This is a genomic window from Streptomyces sp. Da 82-17 (assembly GCF_046098215.1).
Lineage (GTDB): Bacteria > Actinomycetota > Actinomycetes > Streptomycetales > Streptomycetaceae > Streptomyces.
Map to the genome: position 1 here is coordinate 1 of NZ_JBJURH010000032.1, position 22,941 is coordinate 22,941.

Annotated in this window: 18 protein-coding genes; 5 read left to right on the plus strand and 13 right to left on the minus strand. The window is 73.2% G+C overall.

What is annotated here, in order from left to right; genetic code table 11:
* Positions 1-89: 89 nt before the first annotated feature.
* On the plus strand, positions 90-1,301 hold the full coding sequence (locus ACIDOF_RS35295) for an MFS transporter (protein WP_409010325.1): 1,212 nt from the start codon (positions 90-92) through the stop codon (positions 1,299-1,301).
* 1,054 nt (positions 1,302-2,355) lie between these two features.
* Here the strand turns inward: ACIDOF_RS35295 and ACIDOF_RS35300 are convergent.
* Complete coding sequence (locus tag ACIDOF_RS35300) at positions 2,356-2,799, minus strand: (2Fe-2S) ferredoxin domain-containing protein (RefSeq protein WP_409010326.1); 444 nt, start codon at positions 2,797-2,799, stop codon at positions 2,356-2,358.
* Positions 2,800-3,084: 285 nt separating this feature from the next.
* Here ACIDOF_RS35300 and ACIDOF_RS35305 point away from each other — a divergent pair, with 285 nt between their 5' ends.
* The 4 genes from ACIDOF_RS35305 (at position 3,085) to ACIDOF_RS35320 (ending at position 6,612) form a co-directional block, all read left to right on the plus strand.
* Positions 3,085-3,867 (plus strand): HNH endonuclease family protein, encoded by a 783-nt coding sequence (locus ACIDOF_RS35305; RefSeq protein ID WP_409010327.1) that lies wholly within the window; start codon positions 3,085-3,087, stop codon positions 3,865-3,867.
* The gene (locus tag ACIDOF_RS35310) at positions 3,864-4,136 is read left to right on the plus strand and encodes a hypothetical protein (protein ID WP_409010328.1); all 273 of its coding nucleotides are present in this window, start codon (positions 3,864-3,866) and stop codon (positions 4,134-4,136) included. Before ACIDOF_RS35305 ends, ACIDOF_RS35310 begins: the two co-directional genes overlap by 4 nt.
* Positions 4,137-4,224: 88 nt before the next feature.
* Positions 4,225-4,791, plus strand: a complete 567-nt coding sequence (locus ACIDOF_RS35315; protein WP_409010329.1) for a PadR family transcriptional regulator — start codon at positions 4,225-4,227, stop codon at positions 4,789-4,791.
* 96 nt (positions 4,792-4,887) lie between these two features.
* A complete protein-coding gene (locus ACIDOF_RS35320) occupies positions 4,888-6,612 on the plus strand; it encodes an acyl-CoA dehydrogenase family protein (protein WP_409010330.1) in 1,725 nt (574 codons plus the stop codon).
* Between the two features lie 58 nt (positions 6,613-6,670).
* Here the strand turns inward: ACIDOF_RS35320 and ACIDOF_RS35325 are convergent, their stop codons facing one another.
* The 12 genes from ACIDOF_RS35325 to ACIDOF_RS35380 form a co-directional block, all read right to left on the minus strand.
* The gene (locus ACIDOF_RS35325; protein ID WP_409010331.1) at positions 6,671-7,582 is read right to left on the minus strand and encodes a peptidoglycan-binding protein; all 912 of its coding nucleotides are present in this window, start codon (positions 7,580-7,582) and stop codon (positions 6,671-6,673) included.
* Complete coding sequence (locus tag ACIDOF_RS35330; protein ID WP_409010332.1) at positions 7,582-9,141, minus strand: DUF6519 domain-containing protein; 1,560 nt, start codon at positions 9,139-9,141, stop codon at positions 7,582-7,584. Before ACIDOF_RS35330 ends, ACIDOF_RS35325 begins: the two co-directional genes overlap by 1 nt.
* Before the next feature lie 371 nt (positions 9,142-9,512).
* Positions 9,513-11,669 (minus strand): hypothetical protein, encoded by a 2,157-nt coding sequence (locus ACIDOF_RS35335; protein WP_409010333.1) that lies wholly within the window; start codon positions 11,667-11,669, stop codon positions 9,513-9,515.
* 37 nt (positions 11,670-11,706) lie between these two features.
* Positions 11,707-15,468, minus strand: a complete 3,762-nt coding sequence (locus ACIDOF_RS35340) for a putative baseplate assembly protein (protein WP_409010334.1) — start codon at positions 15,466-15,468, stop codon at positions 11,707-11,709.
* A complete protein-coding gene (locus tag ACIDOF_RS35345; protein WP_409010335.1) occupies positions 15,465-18,629 on the minus strand; it encodes a putative baseplate assembly protein in 3,165 nt (1,054 codons plus the stop codon). The genes ACIDOF_RS35340 and ACIDOF_RS35345 overlap by 4 nt, the downstream gene beginning before the upstream one ends.
* The gene (locus ACIDOF_RS35350; RefSeq protein WP_409010336.1) at positions 18,626-19,033 is read right to left on the minus strand and encodes a GPW/gp25 family protein; all 408 of its coding nucleotides are present in this window, start codon (positions 19,031-19,033) and stop codon (positions 18,626-18,628) included. The genes ACIDOF_RS35345 and ACIDOF_RS35350 overlap by 4 nt, the downstream gene beginning before the upstream one ends.
* Complete coding sequence (locus ACIDOF_RS35355) at positions 19,030-19,362, minus strand: hypothetical protein (RefSeq protein WP_409010374.1); 333 nt, start codon at positions 19,360-19,362, stop codon at positions 19,030-19,032. Before ACIDOF_RS35355 ends, ACIDOF_RS35350 begins: the two co-directional genes overlap by 4 nt.
* A 28-nt stretch (positions 19,363-19,390) precedes the next feature.
* Positions 19,391-19,927 carry a phage baseplate assembly protein V gene (locus ACIDOF_RS35360; RefSeq protein ID WP_409010337.1) on the minus strand — a complete coding sequence of 179 codons (537 nt, stop codon included), beginning with the start codon at positions 19,925-19,927 and terminating at the stop codon, positions 19,391-19,393.
* A gap of 48 nt (positions 19,928-19,975) precedes the next feature.
* Complete coding sequence (locus ACIDOF_RS35365; RefSeq protein WP_409010338.1) at positions 19,976-21,115, minus strand: hypothetical protein; 1,140 nt, start codon at positions 21,113-21,115, stop codon at positions 19,976-19,978.
* Positions 21,108-21,479 carry a hypothetical protein gene (locus ACIDOF_RS35370; RefSeq protein WP_409010375.1) on the minus strand — a complete coding sequence of 124 codons (372 nt, stop codon included), beginning with the start codon at positions 21,477-21,479 and terminating at the stop codon, positions 21,108-21,110. The genes ACIDOF_RS35365 and ACIDOF_RS35370 overlap by 8 nt, the downstream gene beginning before the upstream one ends.
* A gap of 22 nt (positions 21,480-21,501) precedes the next feature.
* A complete protein-coding gene (locus tag ACIDOF_RS35375; RefSeq protein ID WP_409010339.1) occupies positions 21,502-22,188 on the minus strand; it encodes a hypothetical protein in 687 nt (228 codons plus the stop codon).
* Between the two features lie 49 nt (positions 22,189-22,237).
* On the minus strand, positions 22,238-22,918 hold the full coding sequence (locus ACIDOF_RS35380) for a hypothetical protein (RefSeq protein ID WP_409010340.1): 681 nt from the start codon (positions 22,916-22,918) through the stop codon (positions 22,238-22,240).
* Positions 22,919-22,941: the final 23 nt, after the last annotated feature.

Sequence of the window (22,941 nt, forward strand, 5' to 3'; positions counted from 1 at the left end):
GCCCGGCGGCGGGGTAGGGGGGCGGGGTAGGGGGGGGCGGGCTCGCGCCCGGAGTGTACGTTCGTACGCCCGGCTTGTACGCTCGCCGCATGAGTGTGGACGTCGACGTCGTGCGCGACCGGCCCGCCCCGGCCCTGCGGCGGGCCCGGGTGGCCGTGGCCGTGCTGTTCTTCACCAACGGGGCGCTGTTCGCCAACCTGCTGCCGAGATATCCGCAGATCAAGGCCGACCTGGGCCTCGGCAACACGGGGTACGGGCTCGCGGTCGCGGCCTTCCCGGTCGGCGCGATCGTGGCTGGCCTCGCGGCCGGGGCGGTCGTGAGGCGGCTCGGCTCGGCGCGGGTGGCCGTCGGCGGCACGCTCCTCACCGGCGCGGGCATCCTCGCGGCAGGCGCCGCGCCCACGGCGGCGCTGTTCGCGGCGGGACTGTTCCTCGCGGGGGCGATGGACGCGATCGTCGACGTCGCGCAGAACGCGCACGGCCTGGAGGTGCAGCGCCGCTACGGGCGCTCCATCATCAACTCCCTGCACGCCATCTGGTCCGTCGGCGCCGTCACCGGCGGCGCCATGGCCGCGGCCGCCCTCGCCCTCGGCCTCTCCCGCACCGTCCATCTCACCGTGTCCGGCGCGGTGTTCGCCGCCGCGGCCTGCGTGGCACTGCGGTACTGCCTGCCCGCGGCGGGGGACCGCACCGCCGCCGACGCCCCCAGCCCCGGCGGCGCGCGGTCGACGGAACGCCCGCCGTCGCGGCTGCGCACCTCGTACGTACTGGCCGCGCTCGTCCTCATCGCGACCGCGGGCACGCTCGTCGAGGACGCGGGCAACTCCTGGGCGGCGGTGTACCTTTCCGGCTCCCTCGGCGCCTCGGCCGCGCTCGCCGCCTCCGGGTTCATCGCGCTGGTGGGCGCGCAGTTCGTGGGACGGATCCTCGGGGACCGGCTCGTCGACCGGTACGGGCAGCGGGCCGTCGTCCGCGCGGGCGGGCTGCTCGCCGCCGGCGGCATGGGGCTCGCCCTCGCCGTGCCCACGGTGCCCGGCACCGTCCTCGGCTTCGCCGCGGCCGGATTCGGGGTCGCGACGACCGTGCCGGCGGCGATGCACGAGGCCGACGAACTGCCCGGACTCAAGCCGGGCACGGGGCTCACGGTCGTCTCGTGGCTGATGCGGCTCGGCTTCCTGGTGTCCCCTCCCGTCGTCGGCGCGGTCGCCGACGCGACGTCCCTCCGAGCCGGACTCCTCGTCGTACCGCTCGCGGGGCTCCTGGCGTTCGCGCTCGCGGGGGTGCTGCGGGGCCGGGCGTAGTCCTGCGCGGACGGCGTCTTCGTCCCCGCCCGTTCCCGTAAGCCTGCGGCGCCGTCCGATCGCGCTGCGCGCTGGTCCTCAAGCGCCGGACGGGCTCCGCTTCCCCTCCCCGCCCCTTCGCGTAAGTCTGCGGCGCCGTCCGATCGCGCTGCGCGCTGGTCCTCAAGCGCCGGACGGGCTTCCGCTTCCCCTCCCCGCCCGTTCCCGTAAGTCTGCGGCGCCGCTGAATCGCGCTGTGCGCTCGTCCTCAAGCGCCGGACGGGCTGGATTCGGCGGCGCGGGCGGGGCCGGGGGCCGGGGCACGCCTTGCGGGCCTGGGCGGGGCTCCGGTTCAGGCGGGTGCGGCGCGGGTTGCTCGCGCTGCGTGCTCGTCGTCCTCAGGTGCCGGACGGGCGAGGTGGGGCGGAGCGGGAGTGGGGCCCGGTGCTGGCGAGCCTTGCGGGCGGCCTGGGTGGGGCGGCCCCCGGTCGAGGGGTGGAGCGTGCCTTGACGGCTCACGGCCGGACCCCCGGACAAGGCCGAACTGCCCATCGCCGCTGCCGCGTTCATCGGACCGGCAACGGACTCATGCGCGACTGGGCCGTGGGCGCCGGGGGGAGGGGCGCGTGGCCCAAGCAGTCGTGGCTGGTCGGGGCACGCCGGGGAGTCGCTGATGACTCGGCCCCCGCGCCCTCCCCGCCACGTCCTCGGCGGTTCCCTGGTCGAGGGCGAACGGTCCGTGGCCGCTGTCGTGTTCGCTGGTGCCGTCTACGGGCTCGCATTGGCCCGGGGCCCTGGCGGTGGTGGTTGGTCCCGGTACGCGGGGGAGTCGCTGATGGCTCGGAACCCGCGCTCCCCGAGGCCGTCGGTCTCGCCGGGCCACGTCCCGGGCGGCTGCCTGGTCGAGGGCGAACTGTCCGTTGCCGCTGTCGTGTTCGCCGGTGCCGTCTACGGGCTCGCGTGGGCCCGGGGTGCGCCCCCGGCGGGGTGGTTGGTCGCGGTACGCGGGGGAGTCGCTGGTGGCGCCGCCCCCGCGCCCCCCGAGGCCGTCGGTCTCGCCGGGTCTTCCCGCGGCTCACCTTCGCCCGCGTGCTGCCTTCGCCTCTCTCGGTGTTGCCACGAACTGGAGCTCCAGGGTTGCCGGAGGCGGGGCGAGTCCCGGGCCGCCTGCTGTGACCCAGGCGATGAGTTCCTCCGTGCAGTCGTCGCCCATCGCGAAGCCGATCCACGTGGGCTTGCCGCCCGCCTGCCGGCCCGCCGTGGAGGGCTGTACGACGATCACGTTCGCCTGGTCGCACGGGCCGAGGCAGTCCGAGACCCGCACGGCGACCCGGCCGTCCGACTCGGCGGCGGCCGCGCGAAGGAGGTCGAGCTGCCAGTCGTGGTCGATGCCCGGGTACTTGCGCGGGTTGCCGCAGCAGCAGCCCCGGCACACCACCACCGTGCACGGCCGGGCCGCGGCCGCGCCCACCCGGAACCTGCGCGCGGACCCGGCGGCGGGGCCCGGACGGCCCGTCACGGCGCGCTCCTCACGGGCGTGCGCGGCGTGCGCGGCGCGGCGGCGGTGCGTGCGTCGGTCATCGGGGTCGTGCTCCTTCGGCGGCGGACTGCGTACCCCTGATCTCATCAGAGCCCGGCACGCGGACCGGCGGCGGGGCCGGGCCCGAGGGGCGGTCGGCGAGACACCCGTACGGCACGGGGGACAAGTCGACCGCGTGAGCGGAGAGTTGCCGTCCGCAGAACCGTTCCGCTCCGTGGGTAGGCTGCGCGCGAACGGCCACCGGGCGAGAGGGAGACGGAACTCATGGCACGTCAGAAGTGGTGGGGGCGGGGCCCAGGAGCCAGACACCTCCTGGCGGTCCTGGCGGTGCTCGCCGTGGCGGGGTGTTCGCCGACCGCCGAGGGCGGCACCGGACCGGGCGCGACCGACCCGAAGCCGTCCGCCGGCGAGAGCACCGGAAGCGACACGGGCGACACGGGCGGCACGGGCGGCACCGGCGGCGCGGGCGGTGGCGGGGGCGAGGACGCCGGCACGCTGCCGGGCGTGCCGAGCGCCGCCGAGGCGCGGAAGCTGCTCGACGGCCTGAAGGTCGCCCCGCAGGGCTCGATGAGCGGGTACAGCCGCGAGAAGTTCCCGCACTGGTCGGAGCAGGGCGACAACTGCGACACCCGCGAGGTCGTCCTGGAACGCGACGGCCAGGACGTGAAGCGGAACGACGAGTGCCGGGCCGTGTCCGGCACCTGGAACAGCGTGTACGACGACGAGACGTTCACCGACTCGTCCGACCTGGACATCGACCACATGGTGCCGCTCGCCAACGCCTGGCGCTCCGGCGCCGACGACTGGACGCAGGACCGGCGCGAGGAGTTCGCCAACGACCTCACGCACCCGCAGCTGATCGCCGTCTCCGCCTCGTCCAACCGTTCCAAGGGCGACCAGGGCCCGGACGAGTGGCAGCCCCCGGCCAAGACGTACTGGTGCGTGTACGGGCGGGCCTGGACCTCGGTGAAGTCCACGTACGAGCTGACCGTCACCGAGGCGGAGAAGAGCGAGCTCGACGAGATGCTGGGCACCTGCGCGTCATGAGCGGGCGGCAGCGGGTGACGCAGGTGAAGGCCGGGCCCGGCGGCGCCATGACCGACGAAGTCGGCGTCGTCACCGGGGAGTTGACGGTCGCGACGGAGGCGCTCGACGACGGCGGGGTCGCCGTCGCCGTGCAGTACACCGGCGCCGAGGAGTGGTACACGCTCACCGGCAGCCCCGTGCCCGCTCGGGCCGCCGCCGCGCTCGCGGACGTGCACGACGACGTGGTCGAGCGGGTGCGGCGCGGTGGGGGAGCGGTGGCGCCCGCATAGGTCAGGGGACCGGCCGCCCTGGTGAGACGTGTCTCATCGGGGCGGCCCGACTTGTCTATGCAACAAGTTGCATAGCAGGATCCGGGGCATGGCGATCGAGCACGCGATCCTCGTGTCCCTCCTGGAGAAGCCCGGCTCCGGCTACGAGCTGGCCCGGCGCTTCGAGCGGTCCATCGGCTACTTCTGGACCGCCACCCACCAGCAGATCTACCGCGTGCTCAAGCGGATGGAGACCGACGGCTGGGTCGAGGCCCGGGTCGTCCCGCAGCAGGGCCGGCCGGACAAGAAGACGTACTCCGTCGCCGACCTCGGCCGGGCCGCGCTCACCAGCTGGCTGCACGACCCGATCGAGCCCGAGACGGTACGCCACGACCTGGCCGTGAAGATCAGGGGCGCCGCCTTCGACGACCCGAGCGGACTGATCCGCGAGGTCGAACGGCACCGGCAGGCGCACGCCGACCGCCTCGCCCACTATCGCGCCGGTGAGGAACGGGACTTCGGGGGCGGGACCGACGGCGGCCCCTACGGACCCGAGGGCGCCGAGCGGGAACTCCAGCACGCCGTGCTGCGGGGCGGCATCGCGTACGAACGCATGATGATCGCCTGGCTCGACGACGTCCTCGCCACCCTCCACCGCTTCCGCGCCGAGCGCTGAACCCCGACTTCGAGTCCCACCCGCGAACCCCGCGAACCCCGCGAACCCCGCGAACCCCGCGATCCCTGCGAGCCCCGCGAAAGGCGGCAACCCCCCATGGCCGACCGGCTGTTGTTCAACCCGCACACCTACGACCCGGCGCACTTCGACCCCGAGACGCGGCGGCTCCTGCGCGCCACCGTCGACTGGTTCGAGGCGCGCGGCAAGCGCAAGCTCATCGAGGACTACCGCGACCGCGCCTGGCTCGCCGAGTTCCTCGCGTTCTCCGCGAAGGAGAAGCTGTTCGAGACGTTCCTGACGCCCGCCGCCGACGCCCGCGAGGGCGAGGGCGACAAGCGCTGGGACACCGCCCGTATCGCCGCGCTCAACGAGATCCTCGGCTTCTACGGCCTCGACTACTGGTACGCCTGGCAGGTCACCATCCTCGGCCTCGGCCCGGTGTGGCAGAGCGAGAACGCGGAGGCTCGTGCGCGTGCCGCCCAACTCCTCGCGGACGGCGAGGTGTTCGCGTTCGGCCTGTCCGAGAAGTCGCACGGCGCCGACATCTACAACACCGACATGCTGCTCACCCCCGACGGCGACGGCGGCTTCCGCGCCACCGGCTCCAAGTACTACATCGGCAACGGCAACGCCGCCGGGCTCGTCTCCGTCTTCGGCCGCCGCACCGACGTCGAGGGCCCCGACGGGTACGTGTTCTTCGCCGCCGACAGCCGCCACGAGGCGTACCACCTGGTCAAGAACGTCGTCGACTCGTCGAAGTTCGTCAGCGAGTTCCGCCTGGAGGACTACCCGGTGGCCGCCGCCGACGTCCTGCACACCGGCCGCGCCGCGTTCGACGCCGCACTGAACACCGTGAACGTCGGCAAGTTCAACCTGTGCACCGCGTCCATCGGCATCTGCGAGCACGCCATGTACGAGGCCGTGACGCACGCCCACAACCGCATCCTGTACGGCCGCCCGGTCACCGTGTTCCCGCACGTGCGCCGGGAGTTGACCGACGCGTACGTGCGGCTCGTCGGCATGAAGCTGTTCAGCGACCGGGCCGTCGACTACTTCCGCACCGCCGGGCCCGACGACCGCCGCTACCTCCTCTTCAACCCGATGACGAAGATGAAGGTCACCACCGAGGGCGAGAAGGTCATCGACCTCATGTGGGACGTCATCGCCGCCAAGGGCTTCGAGAAGGACAACTACTTCGCGCAGGCCGCCGTCGAGATCCGCAGCCTGCCGAAGCTCGAAGGCACCGTGCACGTCAACCTCGCGCTGATCCTCAAGTTCATGCGCAACCACCTGCTCGCCCCGGCCGACTACGAGCCCGTGCCGACCCGACTCGACGCCGCCGACGACGACTTCCTGTTCCGCCAGGGCCCCGCCCGCGGCCTCGGCTCGGTCCGCTTCCACGACTGGCGGCCCGCCTTCGACACGTACACGCACCTGCCGAACGTCGCCCGCTTCCGCGAACAGGCCGACGCGCTCTGCGAGTTCGTGACCACCGCCGCGCCCGACGAGGAGCAGAGCCGCGACCTCGACCTGCTGCTCGCCGTCGGCCAGCTCTTCGCGCTCGTCGTGCACGCCCAACTCGTCCTGGAACAGGCCGCCTTGACCGAGGTCGACGCCGACGTCCTGGACGAGCTGTTCGCCGTCCTCGTCCGGGACTTCTCCGCGCACGCCGTCGAGCTGCACGGCAAGGACTCCGCCACCGAGGCGCAGCAGACCTGGGCGCTCGGCGCGGTCCGCCGCCCGGCCGTCGACGCGTCCCGCTCGGCCCGCGTGTGGGACCGGGTGGAGGCACTGTCCGGGGCGTACGAGATGAACGCCTGACCCTTCGACGCGGGTGCTGGGCAGGGGAGGCGGCCCTCGCCCAGCACCCGTCGTGCGGTCAGCGGCGCGGCTTCGGGACCTTCAGGAGGTCCCAGCTCACCTTCCCCGGTATGCCGTCCGCGTCCTTGCCCTTGAACCGCAGCCGCTGCTGCCAGGCCTGGTACGACCTGCGGTCCGCGTCCGTCCACTCCGGGCTCGGCCCCACCTCGTACCGGCTGCAGCCCTCCGCCACCAGGCGCTCGCCCATCGCCTCGATCACCGGGTGCACCTGGCCGACGTGGAAGAAGCCGCTGCCGGGGAACTCGGCGTAACCGGCGGGCTGTTGGGGTTTGGGGCGCGGCTTCGGCTCGGGCTTCGGCATCGGGTCCTTGCCGCCCTCGCCGCGCAGCCGCTCCGCGATCCGCTTGCGCATGCCGTCCATGGTGAAACCACGCGGATCGATCTTGCCCGGCTGCCACTCCTTGTGCCCGATCACCGAGCGCTCCGTCCAGCCGTGCGCCCGGCAGATCGCCGCCGACACCCGCTCGATCGCCTCCTTCTGCGCGGCCGGCCACTCGTCCTTGCCGTTGCCGAGGTTGACGCACTCGAAGCCGTAGAAGTGCCGGTTGCCGTCGATGTTCGCCTCGTTGTCCGCGGGCAGCCGGGACTCGTTCACCACCGCCCGCAGCACGTCGTTGTCGCCGAGGCCCGCGTGGTTGGCGCGGCCGTTGCCGACCAGGTGCACCTCGCCCTTCTTGTCGATCACACCGTGGCACAGCGGACCCGGCAGGCCCGCCCGGCCCTCGTAGCAGAGGTTCACCGAGCCCTCCGTGCCCGACGATGCCGTGTGGTGGATCATCACCCCGTTCACCGGACCCCACGGGCCCTTCGCATTCCGGTTGTGGCGGCGCCAGTTGCGCACCTCGTGGACCGTGAGGCCCTCGGCTCGCAGGACCTCCACCAGCTTCCCCGCCGACAGCGGCTTCGCCATCACAGCCCCCCTTCGTCGACCGCCGCCTCCGCGGCCGCCGTCGTCTCCGACCTGCTCATGCCGGACGGCGCGGCGTTCTCCGCCGCGTACTCCTCGTCCCGCGCCTGCGCCTCCGCCGCGAGCTCCGCGTCGCTCGCGTGCGGAATGCTGCGGGTCGCGAGCGCGCTGAACGCGAGCCGCAGATCCACCGGCTCCTGCTCGCCCTTGACCAGCGCCAGCGGCGCGTAGTGCCGCGCGATGCCCGCCGGCCGCACGAACAGCGGCTTGCGGGCGGCGTTCACCGGCCACTCCACATCGCCGGTCGCGGTGCGCGCGGCGACCGTCCAGTAGTCGCCCGTGGCGTAGCGGCCGCCCTTCTCGAAGTACACCTCCACCCCGTCCTCCAACGGCAGCCACGTGCCTTCCTCCACCCGCACGGCCCCGCCCCGCAGCCCCGCCGTACGGCCCTTGCGGCGCACGCCCTCGCGGTGGTCCCAGCGGCGCAGGAACGGGTGCAGCTCCGGGCGCCGCCCCACGCGCGCGTCCGGCTCGCCGGAGAGCCGCACCCGGCGGCCCGGCAGGTCGAGCTCCTCCACCCGCAGCAGCGGCAGCGGCTCCAGCCGCGACACGTACGCGGTGTCCCCGAACTCGACCAGGTCGCCGACGTCCAGGTCCAGCTTGTCGTCGAGCCCGAGCGACGCCAACTCGACCCAGGTGCCGTCGAGTTCCTCCACCGGGAAGACCACCGAGCCGTTCTCCCGCGACCACTTGAACGTGGCCTCGTCCGCCGTGCCGCCCTCGTGCACCTCCACCCGGTACAGCTGGTTCTCCGGCCCCCGGTACCGGGCCTCCGGCCGGACCAGGCACGGGTCCTCGTCGGCGTGCTCCGGTCGCCGCGCCCGCGCCGCGAACCGGGCCGTCGACGCCTGCTCCCGCGCCCACTTCTCGAACGCCGAGCGCACCTCGGCCGGGTCCGCGCCGTCCGGGTCGTCGAGGTCGAGCTGCGTCGCGGGCAGTGGCAGGGCCTGCCAGACGACCTTGGCGCGGGCCGCCGTGTCCGTCAGCGTCGCCCCGAGCGCGACCTCCCGCAGCGCCGGGTCCTCGACGGCCGTCACGGCCCGCTCCCACACCTTCAGGTACATCACGTACGGGTACGTGGTCGGCAGCCGGTCGCCGGGCCGCTCCGGGTCGCGGTACGCGTCGGGCTGGTCCCAGTAGTGCCAGACCTTCGGTCCTGCGGGCGGCGCCTCGGCGTCCTCCTCGCCCTCGTCCGGGACCGCGTCGCCCGCCGTGGGCCGGTCGGCGTCGCAGAGGATGCCGTCGACGTAGTAGCGGCCGCCGTGGATCTCCAGGTCGTCGATCTCCCGGTTGTCGCCCGGGAAGTGGATGTGGAAGCCCGCGTTCTCGCGCGGCCCGCCGTGCCGCCCGATCAGGTCGGCGGCGAGCGTACGGGCCTGGTGGAGCTGGATCGCGGCCTGCTCGTTGGCGTCGGCGTCCAACTGCACACGGCCCTGCTGGGCGAGGACCGCGGAGTAGTGCCGGTCGGGCCGGAACGTCGAGCGGGAGAGGTCAGCGTGCATGAAGGGGGTCCCCCTGGTTCGGAAAGTGCGGGTCGTGAAGTCGGTGGGCGGGTGTGCGCGGGCGGGTGGGGCTTGAGCGGTGCTGCTCTTGGGCGTGAGCGGTGCTCTTGGGTGCGAGCCGTGCTCTTCGGCGTGAACGGTGCTCCCGGGCGTGAGCGGTGCTCTTGGGCCTGAGCTGTGCTCCCCGGCGTGAGCGGTGCTCCCGGCGGTGAGCCGTGCTCGCCTCCGAGAGCGGCGTCCGCACCCGAGAGCGCTGCTCGCCTCCGAGAGCAGTGCTCGCGCCCGAGAGCAATGCCCGCCCCCGAGAGCCGCGCTCGCGCCCGAGAGCAACGCCCCCAAGCGAGAGCAGCGCTCGCGCCCCAGAGCTGTGCTCACGTCACGAAGAAGATCCCGGCGTCCGTGCCCGCGGGCACGTACTCGGCGAGCCGGGCGCGCAGGCTGTCCTCCCGCTGCGGGCGGTACAGCTCGTGGAACGCGCCCAGTTCCGCCCCGTCGTCCGCGCCGCGCCGGATCTCCTCGGCGCACCGGTCGGCCAACTGCCCGTACCACGGCGTCCCGTAGCGCTCGGAGACGAACAGCGGGCGCACCCGCGCCACCTCCTCCGGAGACGGGCCCACCAGGTCGGGCCGGCAGCGGTACCGGCGCGGGGTGCGGGAGCCGGGCGGCACGTACGAGTGGCGGATGCAGCCGATGCCGCGCCGGGCCACGTGCAGGCGCCCGGTGAACACGGAGTTCTCGGCGATCTCCACGGCGTGCGTGTGCACCTCCCCGACGACCGTGGAGCGGTGCAGGTGCAGGACCGCGTGCGCGTGCCGGCAGTCCGGGGCGGACAGGGCCTCGCGGTCGCTGCCCGTGGCGTCGAGGATGCTGTCGCGGATGTGGATGTCGAGGGGGTCCTCGGACACCTCGTCGCCGATCACCTCGATCGTGCCGAGGATGCTGTCCTCGACCTGCAGGCAGGCCGTGGTGCGCTCCAGGACGATGCTGGGCTCCTCCGGCGAGTGCGGCTCGCACTCCGGCTCGAGTGACCAGCCGGGTACGAGAGTCGAGTGCCGTACGACGACCGCGCCGACCGGGCCGGTCACGTTGATGCCGCGGCCCGCGACGAGCAGCCCGTCGAGGGTGACCCGAGGCCGCTCCCCGGGTGCGCAGTCCTCCGCGAGGCCGCGGATGTTCAGCGCGTCGGGCCGGTTGCTGTACCAGTCGAGCAGCCGGATCACCGGCCGCGCACCCTCGGCCGCCCGAAGCTCGAACCGGTCGCCCGGGTCCAGGTCGAAGTCCAGCTGCTCCTGGTAGGCGCCGCTGTGCGTGATCTCCACGATGCCCTCGGGCCCGCACCGCCCGGCCCTGCGGTCGTGCTGCCAGGCCCGGTAGGCGTCCATGATCCGCTGGTACGGCTGGTCGGGGCCGACCCGGTAGAACTCCGCGTCGGGGCGCTCGGGCCGGTCCCGCTCGTACTCGCCGCCGCCCATGTCCGCGCCGAACGCGTAGTGGCAGTCGACCCACACGCCCTGGCGGGGCGCGGAGCGCGAGCCGAAGGCGATCCGGCCGAGCTCCGGGTCGACGGCGACCTGCCCGCGCTTCGGCCGGTACCGCCAGTCCGACAGGTCCGCGACGACGATGTCCGACATCGGCACCGGCCGGTCCTCGCCGTCGCGCCGGATCACGAAGCTCTTGCCGGGGCCGTAGTAGTCGGCGAGCCGGTCGTGCAGCTGGCGGCGGCGGATGAACGCCGGGACGTTGTCGAGCGTCGCGATGTGCGTCGCCGACGGCTCCGGCACCGGCTTCGTCACCAGCGGGCTGTCGTTGCCGAGGATCGAGAACGTGTACAGGTTCCGGGCCCGGTCGATGCAGTACGCGGGCGACTGCGTCAGCGCGTACGCCTTCAGCCGCCACACGAACAGCGCCACCCCGGCCGGGCTCGAACTCCCCTGACTGCGCGCGGAGTTGGCGCGGCGCACGTCCACCGTCCGGGCCGTCGACCCGAACGGGCCGCCCGCCAGGTCGAGTTCGGCGCCGTCCCGTACGTCGACCAGGCGGCCGCGCGCCGACCGGTGCGGGGCGCCGTCGGCGAGGAGCTTCACCGGCTGCTGGTGCGCGACGAGCCGGGACAGCTCGACGGCCCGCGCGGGCCAGGCCGCGACCTGCGCGGAGATCTCCTCCAACAGGTGCAGCGTGCCCTTGCGGCGCCGGTGCGCGACCGTCGCCGCCACGTCCGCGCGCGGTGCGAGCGCCTGCGCGAGCGCGGCCGGGCCCGAGCCCTTCAGGCCGGTCGTGAGCACCCGCTCGTACCCGGGCAGCGAGCGGTGGCCCACCAGGTCCCCGAGGTACGGCAGCACCCACGGCGCGGCCGTCTCCACGAACAGGTCCTCGTAGCCCTGCTCCACGCCGTCCCGGACCCGGTCCAGCTGTTCCGCCATCACCGCGAGCAGTGCCCGCAGCGGCTCTCCCTGCGCTGTGTTCTCGGCGTCCCGCAGCCGGTGCCACTGCGGAAGCAGCTCCGCGAGCCCGTCCGGTTCCCTGGACATCACACGACCTCCGGTACGAACTGGCTGTCCAGGTACATCACTTGACCTCCGTAAGAATCAGCGAGTCCGCGGCCTGCGGTGAGAGCAGCGCCAGTTGGGCGGGGCGGATCCCGCGGAACACGTACACCGTGCGGCCCTTCCGCAGGGGACGCGTGTCGGTGATGTCGGGGTTGAGGCGCAGCAGCTCGGCGAGCGGCAGGCCGTACCGTTCGCAGACCGACGACAGGGTCTCGCCGCCCTCCTCGCGCACCGTGTGCACCCGCTCGTCGTACGCCGCCGTGCGCGCCGGGACCGCGGCGCGGGGCTCGCCCGGGTCGCGGACGATGTCCAGGAGCTCCGCGGGCGTCGCGGACGCGGGGACGCCCGTGAACACATCGACGTCCACGTAGTCCACGCCCGGCACCGAGTGGGCCGTCGCCAGGACCTCCGACAGGGCGGCCGGCTGCCCCAACTCCCGCCCCTCGAAGCCGAGTCGGCGCAACAGGGCGCGGCGCAGGCGGGGCTCCACCACCGACCAGGTGTGGTCGGGTGCGACCTTCACGCGCGCGGCGAGCAACAGCAGCACCAGCTCCCGCACGTCCACCCGCACCGCGAGCCGCGGGTCCCCGTACTCCGCGAGGGAGGACCGGAGCGCCCGCAGCACGTCCGCGTCGTCGGCGATCGGCACGTCGTCCGTGCCCGCCACCGTGACGTGCAGGAGGCGCCGCCGGCCGTCGTACAGCTCGCGCGCCGAGGCCCGGCCGATCCCGGCGCGGGAGCGGGCGAAGTCCTCGTAGTCGACGGGGGAGACGAGCCGGTCGAGCGCCGCCACCGCGAGCGGCACCGTGCGGCGGGTGAGGGCGGGCCCGTCCGCGTCCGAACCGCCGCTCGCGGCAAGGGGGTTGGTGACCGCGGTGACGCCGAGCGGGCGGGTCACGGCCTGCGTGATCCGGTCCGACGCCACGTTCGCGGCCCGGCCGGTGCCGAACCGGTAGCGGGCCCGCACGTTCTCGTGCCCGCCGGGCAGCCGCGCGCCGTGCACGCCGTCCCCGAACGTCACCGTCGTACGGCCGTCCGACGTGGACCCGGTGATGTACACGCGCTCGCGCGGGCCGCGTCCGGCGAGGCTGTCCACCTCGTGCCACAGCACCCCGTCGACCCGCACCTCGAGCACCGGGGTGGCGCCCAGGGGGTTGTCGGCGGCGAGCCACGTCAGCGGCGACTGCCACAGGGCGAACGTCTGGTTCGTGCGGTCCGAGTCGCCGCTGCCGATCGGCTCGTCCCGGCTCTCGCCGTGCGTCGCCGCCACCACGTTGCCGAGGATCTTCACGGTCTCCCGGCGGTAGCGGTACGCCAGGTCCGTGGTGAGCGTGAGCCGGGTGTGCGGCCGCCCGCCCGCGGGCAGCGGGTCGGCGACGGCGTCCGCCCGGTCGATGACGACGACCTCGGTGGCCTCCACCCCGGTCGCGCCCGGCACGTCGCTGCGTTCGCCGGACACGATGAGCGTGCGGCCCGGCTGCAACCCCTCGTACAGCTCGGCGAGTTCGACCTCGTTGCCGTGCACGTCCTCGCCGAGCGGCTCGTCCGCCATCCGCAGCGGTTCGCCCGCCGCGTGCACCGTGGCGTCCCTGATGTGCGACAGGAGGACGTCGTGCTCGTCCAGCCACGGGTCGGCGAGGACCAGCTCGGTGCCGCGCCCGGTGATCCCGTACTGGGTGTACGCGGCCGTGCGCACCTCCTTGACCTGCGTCGTCACGAACGACAGCTTCGGGTCGCCGGGGATGCCGCCGTCCTTGACGTCCTTGCCCTTGCGCGGCCGCTCGACCGCCACCCAACTGCCCACCGTGATCCGGTCGTACACGGTGTCCAGCTGCAGCACGTTCCGGTTCAGCGGCTCCGGCTTCGACGCGATCACGATCTCCACGTGCGCGGGCGTACTGGCCACCGTGTACGCGACCGTCACCTCGTACTCGCCCTGCGTGAACTGCCGTGTCTCGCCCGGCCTGAGCGTGTGCGGCGCCGAACTGCCGTTGTGCAGGAGCACCTGGACCGTGCCGTCGTCGTCCGGCCGGGACACGAACAGGCCCCGCTCGGGCAGTCCGGGCAGCAGCCGGGCCGTGACGCCGGGCTCCTGCGAGTCGGTCGGGCGCCGCCCCAGCCAGCTCAGCTCCCGGTCCTGCCCGGCCCGCGCCGACAGCTGCACGCGCCCGGGGCCGAGCGGGAACTCCACGGGCTGCGCGCCGATCAGGTTCTCCGACCGCTGGTCCGAGCCCGAGCCCTCGACGTACTGGAACTCCGCCTTCTCCGGCACCTTCCCCGACGTGTCGAACACGACCCGCATCGACGTGAGGACCGCCCCGGTCAGCGGCCAGTCCGCGGTGCGCACCACCCGGCCCCGGTCGTCCTGCACCGGCTTCAGCGGCGCGGTCGCACCGAACGGCGTCGCCCGCGCCCGCATCGCCCATACGGCGCGCAGGAGTTGAGGCCCCGCCGCGGGCGCCTTCACGCCCTGCCACGCCCGCCGCAACGGCCCGCGCAGCTCGGGATGCAGCGCGGCGAGCAGCCGTACGGGATCGGCGCCCGGGGCACCGGCAGCCGTACTGCCGCGGCGAGTCGCCGCCGGGCCCCGCAGCGCCGGGAGCAGCCGGCCGAGCGCCGCAAGCGGGTCGGCGGGCTGCGCGGGGCCCGGCTTCTCCTCCTCGTCGACCGGCTGCGACGGCGCCAACTCCAGGGCCCGCTCGGCGAGTTCGGCGAGCACCGCCTCCAGCTGCCCGAACCAGGCCGCGACATCCTCGTACGCCCCGGCGAGGACCTGCGCCTCGCCGAGCCGCGCCACCGGGCCCGCCAGGCGCGCCGCGAACCGCTCCGGGGTGCCCGCCGACGGCAGGGACGCGCGGAGCGGGGCGAGGACCTGCTCCTCGAAGTCCTCGATGTACCGGCTGACCGGCCGCGGGTTCGGCACCTGAGGCGTCGGGGGTTCCTCGCCCGGCTCGCCGGGGCCCTGCGGCGCGGCGATCCAGCGCAGCGCCTCGTCGACCAGCTCCTTCAGGGTGGGCGGCGCCGAGCCGGGCAGGGCGAGCGCCGTCACGTCGTCGTCCCGGTCGACGCGCACCCGCGCCACCGGCTTCAACACCCGTACGCCGCCCGCCTGTTCGCCGAAGACGAAGAGCAGCTGGTCGCCGGTCTGCAGCTGGGTCGCCGTGCCCTCGACGAACAGTTCGGAGCGCCGCTCCAGGTCCTCGGGCGTGAGCAGGGCGGGCCTGCGGCGGCGCACCTTCAGCTCGTTCCAGTCCCAGCGGGCCGTCAGGTCCTCGGCGGTCTCGAAGGTCTGCGCGTCCTCGTCGGCCGACGCGGGCACGCTGTGGCTGCGCGCCCCGGCCGGGACGAGCACCTGCAGCGACTCGGCCCGCGGATCGCGGTCGAGGCGGTACGCGAGATGCGTCGAGGCCGCCACCCCGGGCCGCGGCCGGTGCCCGACCAGGCGGCCGAGCAGCACCAGCGAGCGGTGCTCGTTCGCGGTCCGCAGATAGGCCTCGTCGGCGATCCGCTCCGAGTGGAACGTCAGCAGGTCCCCGAGGACCGCCGTGGCGTCGAGCAGCCCGATCGCCGGGTCGTCCGGCGTCCGCACCGTGAGCCCCGCGAGCGCCGGGTACGCGGGCGAGGCCAGCCGGTCCAACTGCGCGGCCAGGAACGAGCCGTACGTCCCCACCCGGTAGTCCAGGGCCGTGCGGCCGGGCGGGTTGTGCGGGGCGACGGGGGCCCGCCGCTCGTCGTGACCGCCGGCGGCGCACGCGCCGCCGCAGGAGCAGGCGTCGCTCATCGGGCACCCCCCAAGGTGATCTCCAGAAGGCCGTTCTCCGGCCGGTCCGGGTCGTTGTCGCAGGTGGCGATCTCCAGCGGGCCGAGCCGCAGCACCCCGTCCTCCCTCTCTCCGCGCTCTTCGTGGAACAGCCGCTTCAGCCGGGTCACTTGTACGCTCCGGACGCCGGGCACCGCCGCCGCGACGGCCACGAGACGGCTGAGCCGCACCGGCTCGCCGAACGTCAGCGCGTCCGGGTGGAAGAAGCCGAGCCTGCCGTCGGGCAGCCGCCCGGCGCCGAGCACGCGGTACAGCTCGGCGAGGATCTGCCCGTGCTGATGCCCCGGCAGCGCGCACACCGTCAGCGCCACGTCGAGCGGCACCGTCCGCGCCGGACCCACCACCAGGTCGTGCCCGATCCGCCGGTACGCCTCCAGGGAGTGCGCCACCGCGTCGAGCAGCTCCGGCGACGGCGTGCCGGTGCCGTACGCGTCGACCGCGACGTGCGCCTCCTGCACGCTGCCCGTCCAGCGGATCTCCGCCGCCGCGCGCTGCACGCCGGGCAGGCCCGCCGCGAGGGCCGCGTAGTCCTCCGCCGTCACTGCCCGCAGCCGGGTCCGCCGAAGGTCGAGCGGCGCCAACTGCCGTACCTGCTCGACCGGTTCGGGCTCTGTGCCGCCCGTCGCGGGCAGCGGGTTGCGCACGCCCGCCACCGGCGGCTGCTCCGTGGCGTCCGGGTCACGGCAGACCACCAGATGGTTGACGGCCTCCGCGCCCACGTTGCCGCCCGTGCCGCCGCCGAGCCGGTACCGCAGCTCCAGGCGGGCCCCCGGCCGGGGCCGCGCGCCGTGCACCCCGTCGCCGAAGCGCAGCGCGAGCCGGCCGTCGTCCTCCAGCTCGCCCACGAAGTGCCGGTCCCGCGGCCCGGAGCCGAGCAGGTCCCGGCGCGGCTCCCACACGTGCTCCCCGTCGTGCACCCGTACGGCGGGCAGTGCGCGCCGCGGGTCCTGGTCGAGGGCGGCGCTCGCCGGGCCGCGCAGCACCGGCTCGTCCGGGTGCAGGCCCGCCGCGTACGCCGGGCCCCAACTGTGCGCGATCTCCCAGGCGATGGGCCCGTCGAGCACCGTGCCCGCCCGCGCCCGTGCCGTGAGGACTTCCAGGCGGCGCCGCTTCTGCGCCAGCAACTGGTCCTCGCGGTGCAGGAGTTCACGCAGCGCCCGCACCGGATGGCGGCGCAGCTCGAACCGCTCGACGACCTTCAGGCCGAACACCACGGTCAGCTCGTCGATCTCCGCGTCCCCGAGCCCGTCGCTGTCCCGCGCGCTCCGCCACAGCTCCACAAGGCGCTGCCGCACCCGGCCGGGGATCGCCGCGAGCCGGTCCGCCTGCCCCGCGGCCACCAGCGCCGGATCCGGGTACGGGCCGACCTGCGCGACGGGGGAGCGGGACAGACGTGGCCGGAACCGCGGCACGATCCCCGGATACACCGACTGGGCGAGCAGCGTACGGAGCGCCGCGGCCTGCGCGTACGCCGTGCCCGGCACCACCCGCTCCTCGCGCGTGCCCGCCCGCTCCAGACCGATCCCGGCCCGGGTGACGGCCGCGTCCCCGACCACGTCGAACAACTCCCGCACGTCGTCCGCGGTGATCCGCTCGCCGCAATCCGCCTTGTCCGTCAGGGAGTTGACGAGCCTGCCGGGCGCGTTGCCCGCGTCCGCGTCGGGGCAGCCGAAGCCGGGCGGCGCGCAGTCCCCGGCCACCGCCGGGTCGTGCGGGACGGTGACGGTTTCCGTGAGGCCGTCGCCGCACCAGTTCAGGGTCCGGCCGTGATCCACCAGGCAGACGTTGCCGCGTGCAAGGGTCACGTCCTCCACCGGCTCGCAGTCCCGCCCGCCGAGGGCCGTGAGCCGCAGCGGGAAGCGCAGCGCGTCCTCGGCCGCCCACGTCACCTCCAGGACCGGCTGGTCCTCGACCCGGTCGAGCCCCGGCGTGACGGACGTGAGCCGCACCACCTGCCGCCTGCCCGGGTCGGCGTCGCCCGGCGTGCCCGTCCGCGCCCCCTTGACCTCCTCCAGAATCAGCAAGTCACCGGCACACAGGTCGAGTTGACGCTCCGTGCAGGTCTCCGGGTCGCGCCACGCGTCCCGCAGCGTCGCCGCCGTCGCGCCCTTCGGCAGGGCGCACACGTCGCCGCCCCACGTCCACAGCCGGATCGCGTTGTGCGCCGCCCGCAGCCGCAGCGGCTCGTCGACGGCCACCGGCTCGAACACCTCGACCGAGCCCCGCTCGTCCAGGTCCGCCAGGTCGGCGTCGTCGATGACGGTGCCGGGCTCGGGCCGGTCGTGCGGGTCCAGGGACCGCACGTCCACCGACGCGAAGCGGTACGTGCCCGGCAGCAGCGTGTGCTCCCCGACCGTCTCCACGGCCACGTACGCGCGGGCCGACTGCCCGTCGTGCATCGCGTAGTCGATCAGCCGCACGTGCCGCCGCACGGAGACGCGCCGCCGCGCCGTGTCGAGATACGCCTCCGTCGCCACCGCGTCCTGCTGGTAGCTGATCTGGTCCCCGGTGTACGCGAGCAGCTCCACCAGCGTCATGCCCAGGTCGGCCGGGTTGCGCTCCACCCAGTCCGGGGTGGTCAGCGCGAGCCGGTCGAGGAGCAGCTTGCGGATCGTGTCGTAGTCGCGCGCCGTGTAGTCGACGACGGGCGCGTCCGGGAACCCGGGCTCTTCCTCGTACGGCTGCTCCTTGCAGTCGAACGGCGTCGGGCAGTCCGGCCGGAAGCGGAACTCGGCGCTGTGGTACCGCTGTTCGAACCCGCGGAACGGCACGTCGCCCGGCCGCCCGTACGGGTCGGTCTCGACGACCGACAGCGTGTACGGGGACGTGTCGCCCGCCTTGTCGACCGTGACGTACAGCCGGTCGTCGAGCTCCGGGTCCTCCTCCCGCTCCACGCTGATGTCCACGGCCGTGATGCCGGTGATCCGCCGGCCGCCGTCGATCCGGATGTTCTCCGCGCACAGCCCGTGCGGCGCCTTGCCGAGGAACGTGACGGTCAGGATCAGCCCGTCGTCGCTCACCTCGACCGCGTCGACGCCGTTCAGCTGCGCCGCCCTGATCCGCGCCCGACGGTTCGTCCCGGCGTGGTGGGCGCCGGCCTGCTCAGTGGTCGCGCCGGTCACGCCGCGGCCCTCCCCTCGAAGACCTCGTCCCGCACGGACCCCGTGGCCCGTACGGAGTACGCCAGACTCACCCGTACGACGTTCTCCTCACCGGACACGTCCAGGGCCTCCACCTCGATCAGTTCGCCCAGCCAGCGCTGCAGCGACGCCTGCACGGACAGCTCCAACGTGCTGGTCAGCTCGGGGCTGGTGGGCGCGAAGACCAGATCGAGCAGCCCGCAGCCGAAGTCGGGCCGCATCACCCGCTCGCCCGGGCTGGTGAACAGCACCTGCTCGATCAGATCGCGTACGTGCGCGTCGTGGTCGGCGTGCGCGGTACGCCCGCGCCGGTCGACGCGGAAGGGAAAGGCCCAGTCGCTGCGTACGCGGGTACGAGCGTCACGGGCTCGGCCTGGGGTGCTCATCGGACGCTCACCTCTCGCTGCGCACTGTGGACGACGGGCGGCCCCTGCGGCACGGACGCCGCCGTGAAGCACTGTCCCGCCGAGGTGTCGAGCAGCACCGCGACGCCGTCGACGGTCACGCCGCTCGCCCCGGCGGTCCAGCGCACCGTCACGCACGGCGACGGCACCCCGTCGACGGTGTGCGGGCAGCCGGTGACCGTGAACGGGTGCGCGGCGGTCGCCACGGGGGCGCCGTCGATGCGTACGGCCGTGTTCCCCGGCGCCGCCGTGGCCCGCCCGCCGTGCGGACAGCCGACCACCGCACCGGCGCCGAGCAGATTCCCGGATATCCCGGACACGTCTCTTCGTCCCCCGTCTCTATCGCTTCGCCGCGATGTTGAACTGGCCGTCGTTGATCACGACTTCGTCTCCCCGGAGCGTGATCTTCGCCCCGGCCCCGTTGGCGATCACCACGGTCTCCTCGGTGATCCGGATGTACGCCCCGCCCTTCGCCTGCAGCAGGATTCCCTCGTCGGGACCCGCCGGATCACTCATCACGATCTTGTGCTCGCCAGGCGTCTGCACGACCACGGGCTTCACCTGCGAGTCGGGCTGCACGAGCCGCCGCGCGTCCGCCGGCAACTCGTCCTGCTCCCCGTACCAACACCCCGTCCAGATCGGGAAACTCGGGTCCCCCTGCTCGAACTCCACCCACACCCCGGCCCCCGGCGACGGCACCACGAACTGTCCCGCCTGCGGCCCGGTGAACGGCAGACAGGGCAGCGCCCAGGTCGACGGCTCGTCGCCGAGCACGTCCGGGACCTCGACGGTGACCCGGCCGATGTGCAGCGGATCGTTGTTGTCCACGACCCGGCCGCGGAACTTGCCGAGATGACGGTTGCTGGCTGCGGGCATGTCCGGTGTGCTCCTGGTGTGTGCGGCGGTGCGTCTGGTGTGGGTCTGTTACGGCCGTACGTAGGCGCTGCGCGCCTCCAACCCCTCCCGGCTGAGGGTGAAGTTCTGCTGGAACGACCCCGGGCGGAGGACGTGCGTCACGGACTTCACGTAGTAGTCCCCGTCGTACGCCCGCCCGGACCCGCGCACGCCGACGAGCTGGCGCGGCTGCAGCAGATACCCGTGCCGGTTGACGTCGAGGGAACCGGAGCCGGAGATCACGTCGGCGGAGGTGGCCGCCCGGGCGAGGAGTTCGGCCTCGGCCTGCTCGGGCTGGTACTTGGCGGTGCCGGGCAGCCTGCGCTGCCGCAGCGCCGGCGTCGGCCGCCTGCCGAGCGGCGGCCGCAGCGGGCTGATCGACGGCTGGGGGAGCGGCGTGGACTGCCGGGTCCCCGGATCCTGCCAGCGCGCCTGCGGCTCTTCCCGCGCGGTCCCGTCGTACGCGAACGTCAGCTGGTCGACGGTCGAGTTGGCGTCCATGTTCACGTTGAGCGCGTGCTGCCGCGTGCCGACGCGGACCTCGGGGCCCCAACGGGCGGAGGACTGCCCGGGGTTGGGCCCGGGCTCAAGGTAGAACACATACCCGTTGGCCTTGGCCAGCTCGGTGATGTACTGCAGATCGGTGCCGGTCTGGTAGTGCACGCGAAGGTTCTCGCGCGGCGGCTGGGAAACCTTCTCGGCGTACACATCGGGCCGGATGCCGTACCCGGAGTACCGCCGCAGAATGCTGAGCACCCGCTGCGAGGGCGGCAGGTTCGGGTACTTGTCGGTCCGCTCCTGCAGATCCATGGCGAGCGTCAGATCCTCACCGGTGACGGTCAGCGTGGAGTGCCCCGGCTGGTTGCTGGCCCCGACCTCCTGCCGCACGATCAGCCCGTCGAAGAGCACTTCGGGCGTGCCGCGGACGGTGACGGTGACGATGAGCCGAGTCTTGGGATCGAAGAACCCTTGAGGGAGAAGGGTCTTGCTGATGATGCCGTTCTTGGTCAGGTCGAAGGCGAGCTGGAAGCCGCTCCGCTCCCCTGCGGTGGCGGTGATCTGCGCGGAGAGCAGCGCTTCCGCCACCTCGGCGGGCACGGGGCGGGCGAGCTGCGGCCCCATGTGCAGCGTGACGTGAACGGGCCCGCGCCCGACGGGGATCTCAGCCACGGCCGTCCCCTCGGGGGAAGTTACCGGCGAGCGGAATGTCGACCTGCCGCCCGGGCTCGTCGGTGAGTTCGCGCGGGTCGAGTACGGGGTTGGCGTCGGCGATCTGCCACCACTGCGCCGGGTCGCCGAAATACCGCTGCCCGAGCAGATCGGGCCGCTCACCCGTGCTGACGGTGTGCGGCTGCGTGTCCTCGGCCGCTTCCTCGATCGGCGGCAGCAACCGCCGCTTGGCGTACCGCACCTCGGTCCCGTCGGCCAGCCGATGCACACCGATCTCGGCGTCGTGGTAGCGGCTGGTGCGGGGGTACGGGTGCGCCCCGGGTATCGCGTCGAGGGCGCTCTCGTAGGGCTCGATGCCGCCGATGCTGCTGCTCATGCTGTGTCCGTCAGCCCCTTCCTGCGCCTATGTGCCCGGAGTTGAGCCCGAGCGTCCCGAGCCCGGCCGTGCGCGCGGCACCGGCGAGGCGCTCCTTCTGCGCGAGATGCGCGTAGTACAGCTCGGCACCGCGATGCCCGAGCGGCAGATCGCTGACCGTCAGCACCTTCAGCCCGATGCTGAGACTCGCTCTGATCGGGTTGAGGTTGACGTCGAACGCCGACTCGTTGATGGAGAGCTCGGTCAGCCGCACCGGCATGACGCGCTTGCTCCCCCAGGTGAAGAGGGTCAGCGGCATCTCGATCGGACTGATCTCGATGGTCCCCTTCTTCGACTGCCGGCTGGCTTCCCGGAGTTGAGCAGAGGTCGGCTGCACCAGCATCTCGAGCACCGCGAGTTGAGGGTGAATCCCGTCGGGCGCGGCGATCTCGAACTGGTCGGTGGCGTCGATCTCGGCGGTGAACTTCCAGGTCTCGGCGGCGGGGCCCTTGAGCCGCAACGCCTCGTTCCGATCGCCGGACCCGGCCCCGCCCCCGCCGGAGTCCCCGCCACTCCCGGCGGTCTGCGGGGAGAGGCTCCGCTCCAGCGTGTCCGGGTTGAACTGCAGGACGATCACGCGCTGGGGCGTGCCGAGTTCCGGGTCGATGAGGACTATTCCGGAGCGGATGGGTTTGGGGATGTCGGCGTAGCGGGTCATTGGCGCTCCTGGGCACGGGAGTTCAGCGGGACACGTCGGGCTGCGTCACTCATCGGATGCGCTCCCTGAGCCGCTCCTTGAGCGGTCCATAGTCGTGCTCGGGGAAAAGGTCGGGGAGCACGGTCATCGCATCCGTCAGGTCCTGTTTGAAAGTGCCGAGTTCCTCGTCCTGAAGGGATACGTCCGCGAACAGGTACTGCCATCCCAAAACGCCTTTGGTGATCGCCAGAGCGTCCAGGTACGCACAGTAATCCAGGTCCAGTAGCAGATCGTTCTGCTGGAAATCGTGGTACCAGAGCTCCGGGCTGGCGACATCGGGCTGGATGCGCAGCGCTACGAAATCTCCTGCTCCGCCCCAGGGTGCGTCGTCCAGCACACGATACTGGGAGTACAGAAGCTGCTCGGCCTCGGACTCCCGGTCCGCTTCGGGTGGCTCGTTCTCCATGGTGGATAGGAAGTGCCGGATACGAAACTCGCCGGAGAGCTCGATGTTGGGGTCCTCGATGCGCCAGTAGCACGCGAATTTGTTGAATCGGATGAAGCAACGCCCCAGCGTCTCGTCCAGATCGACTCCGTACCACGCGCGCGCGTTGGCCAACATGGCCTGTGCATCACCGATCTCTTCGCGGACCCGGCCCGGCTCCGAATCATAGACGTGAACCAGCGGACTCTGATTCAGTTCGTCTAGGGAGTTCCTCAGCCGCATTTCACAGTCGGTCAGACCTGGCACTTCATCTCCCCGTACATCTGATC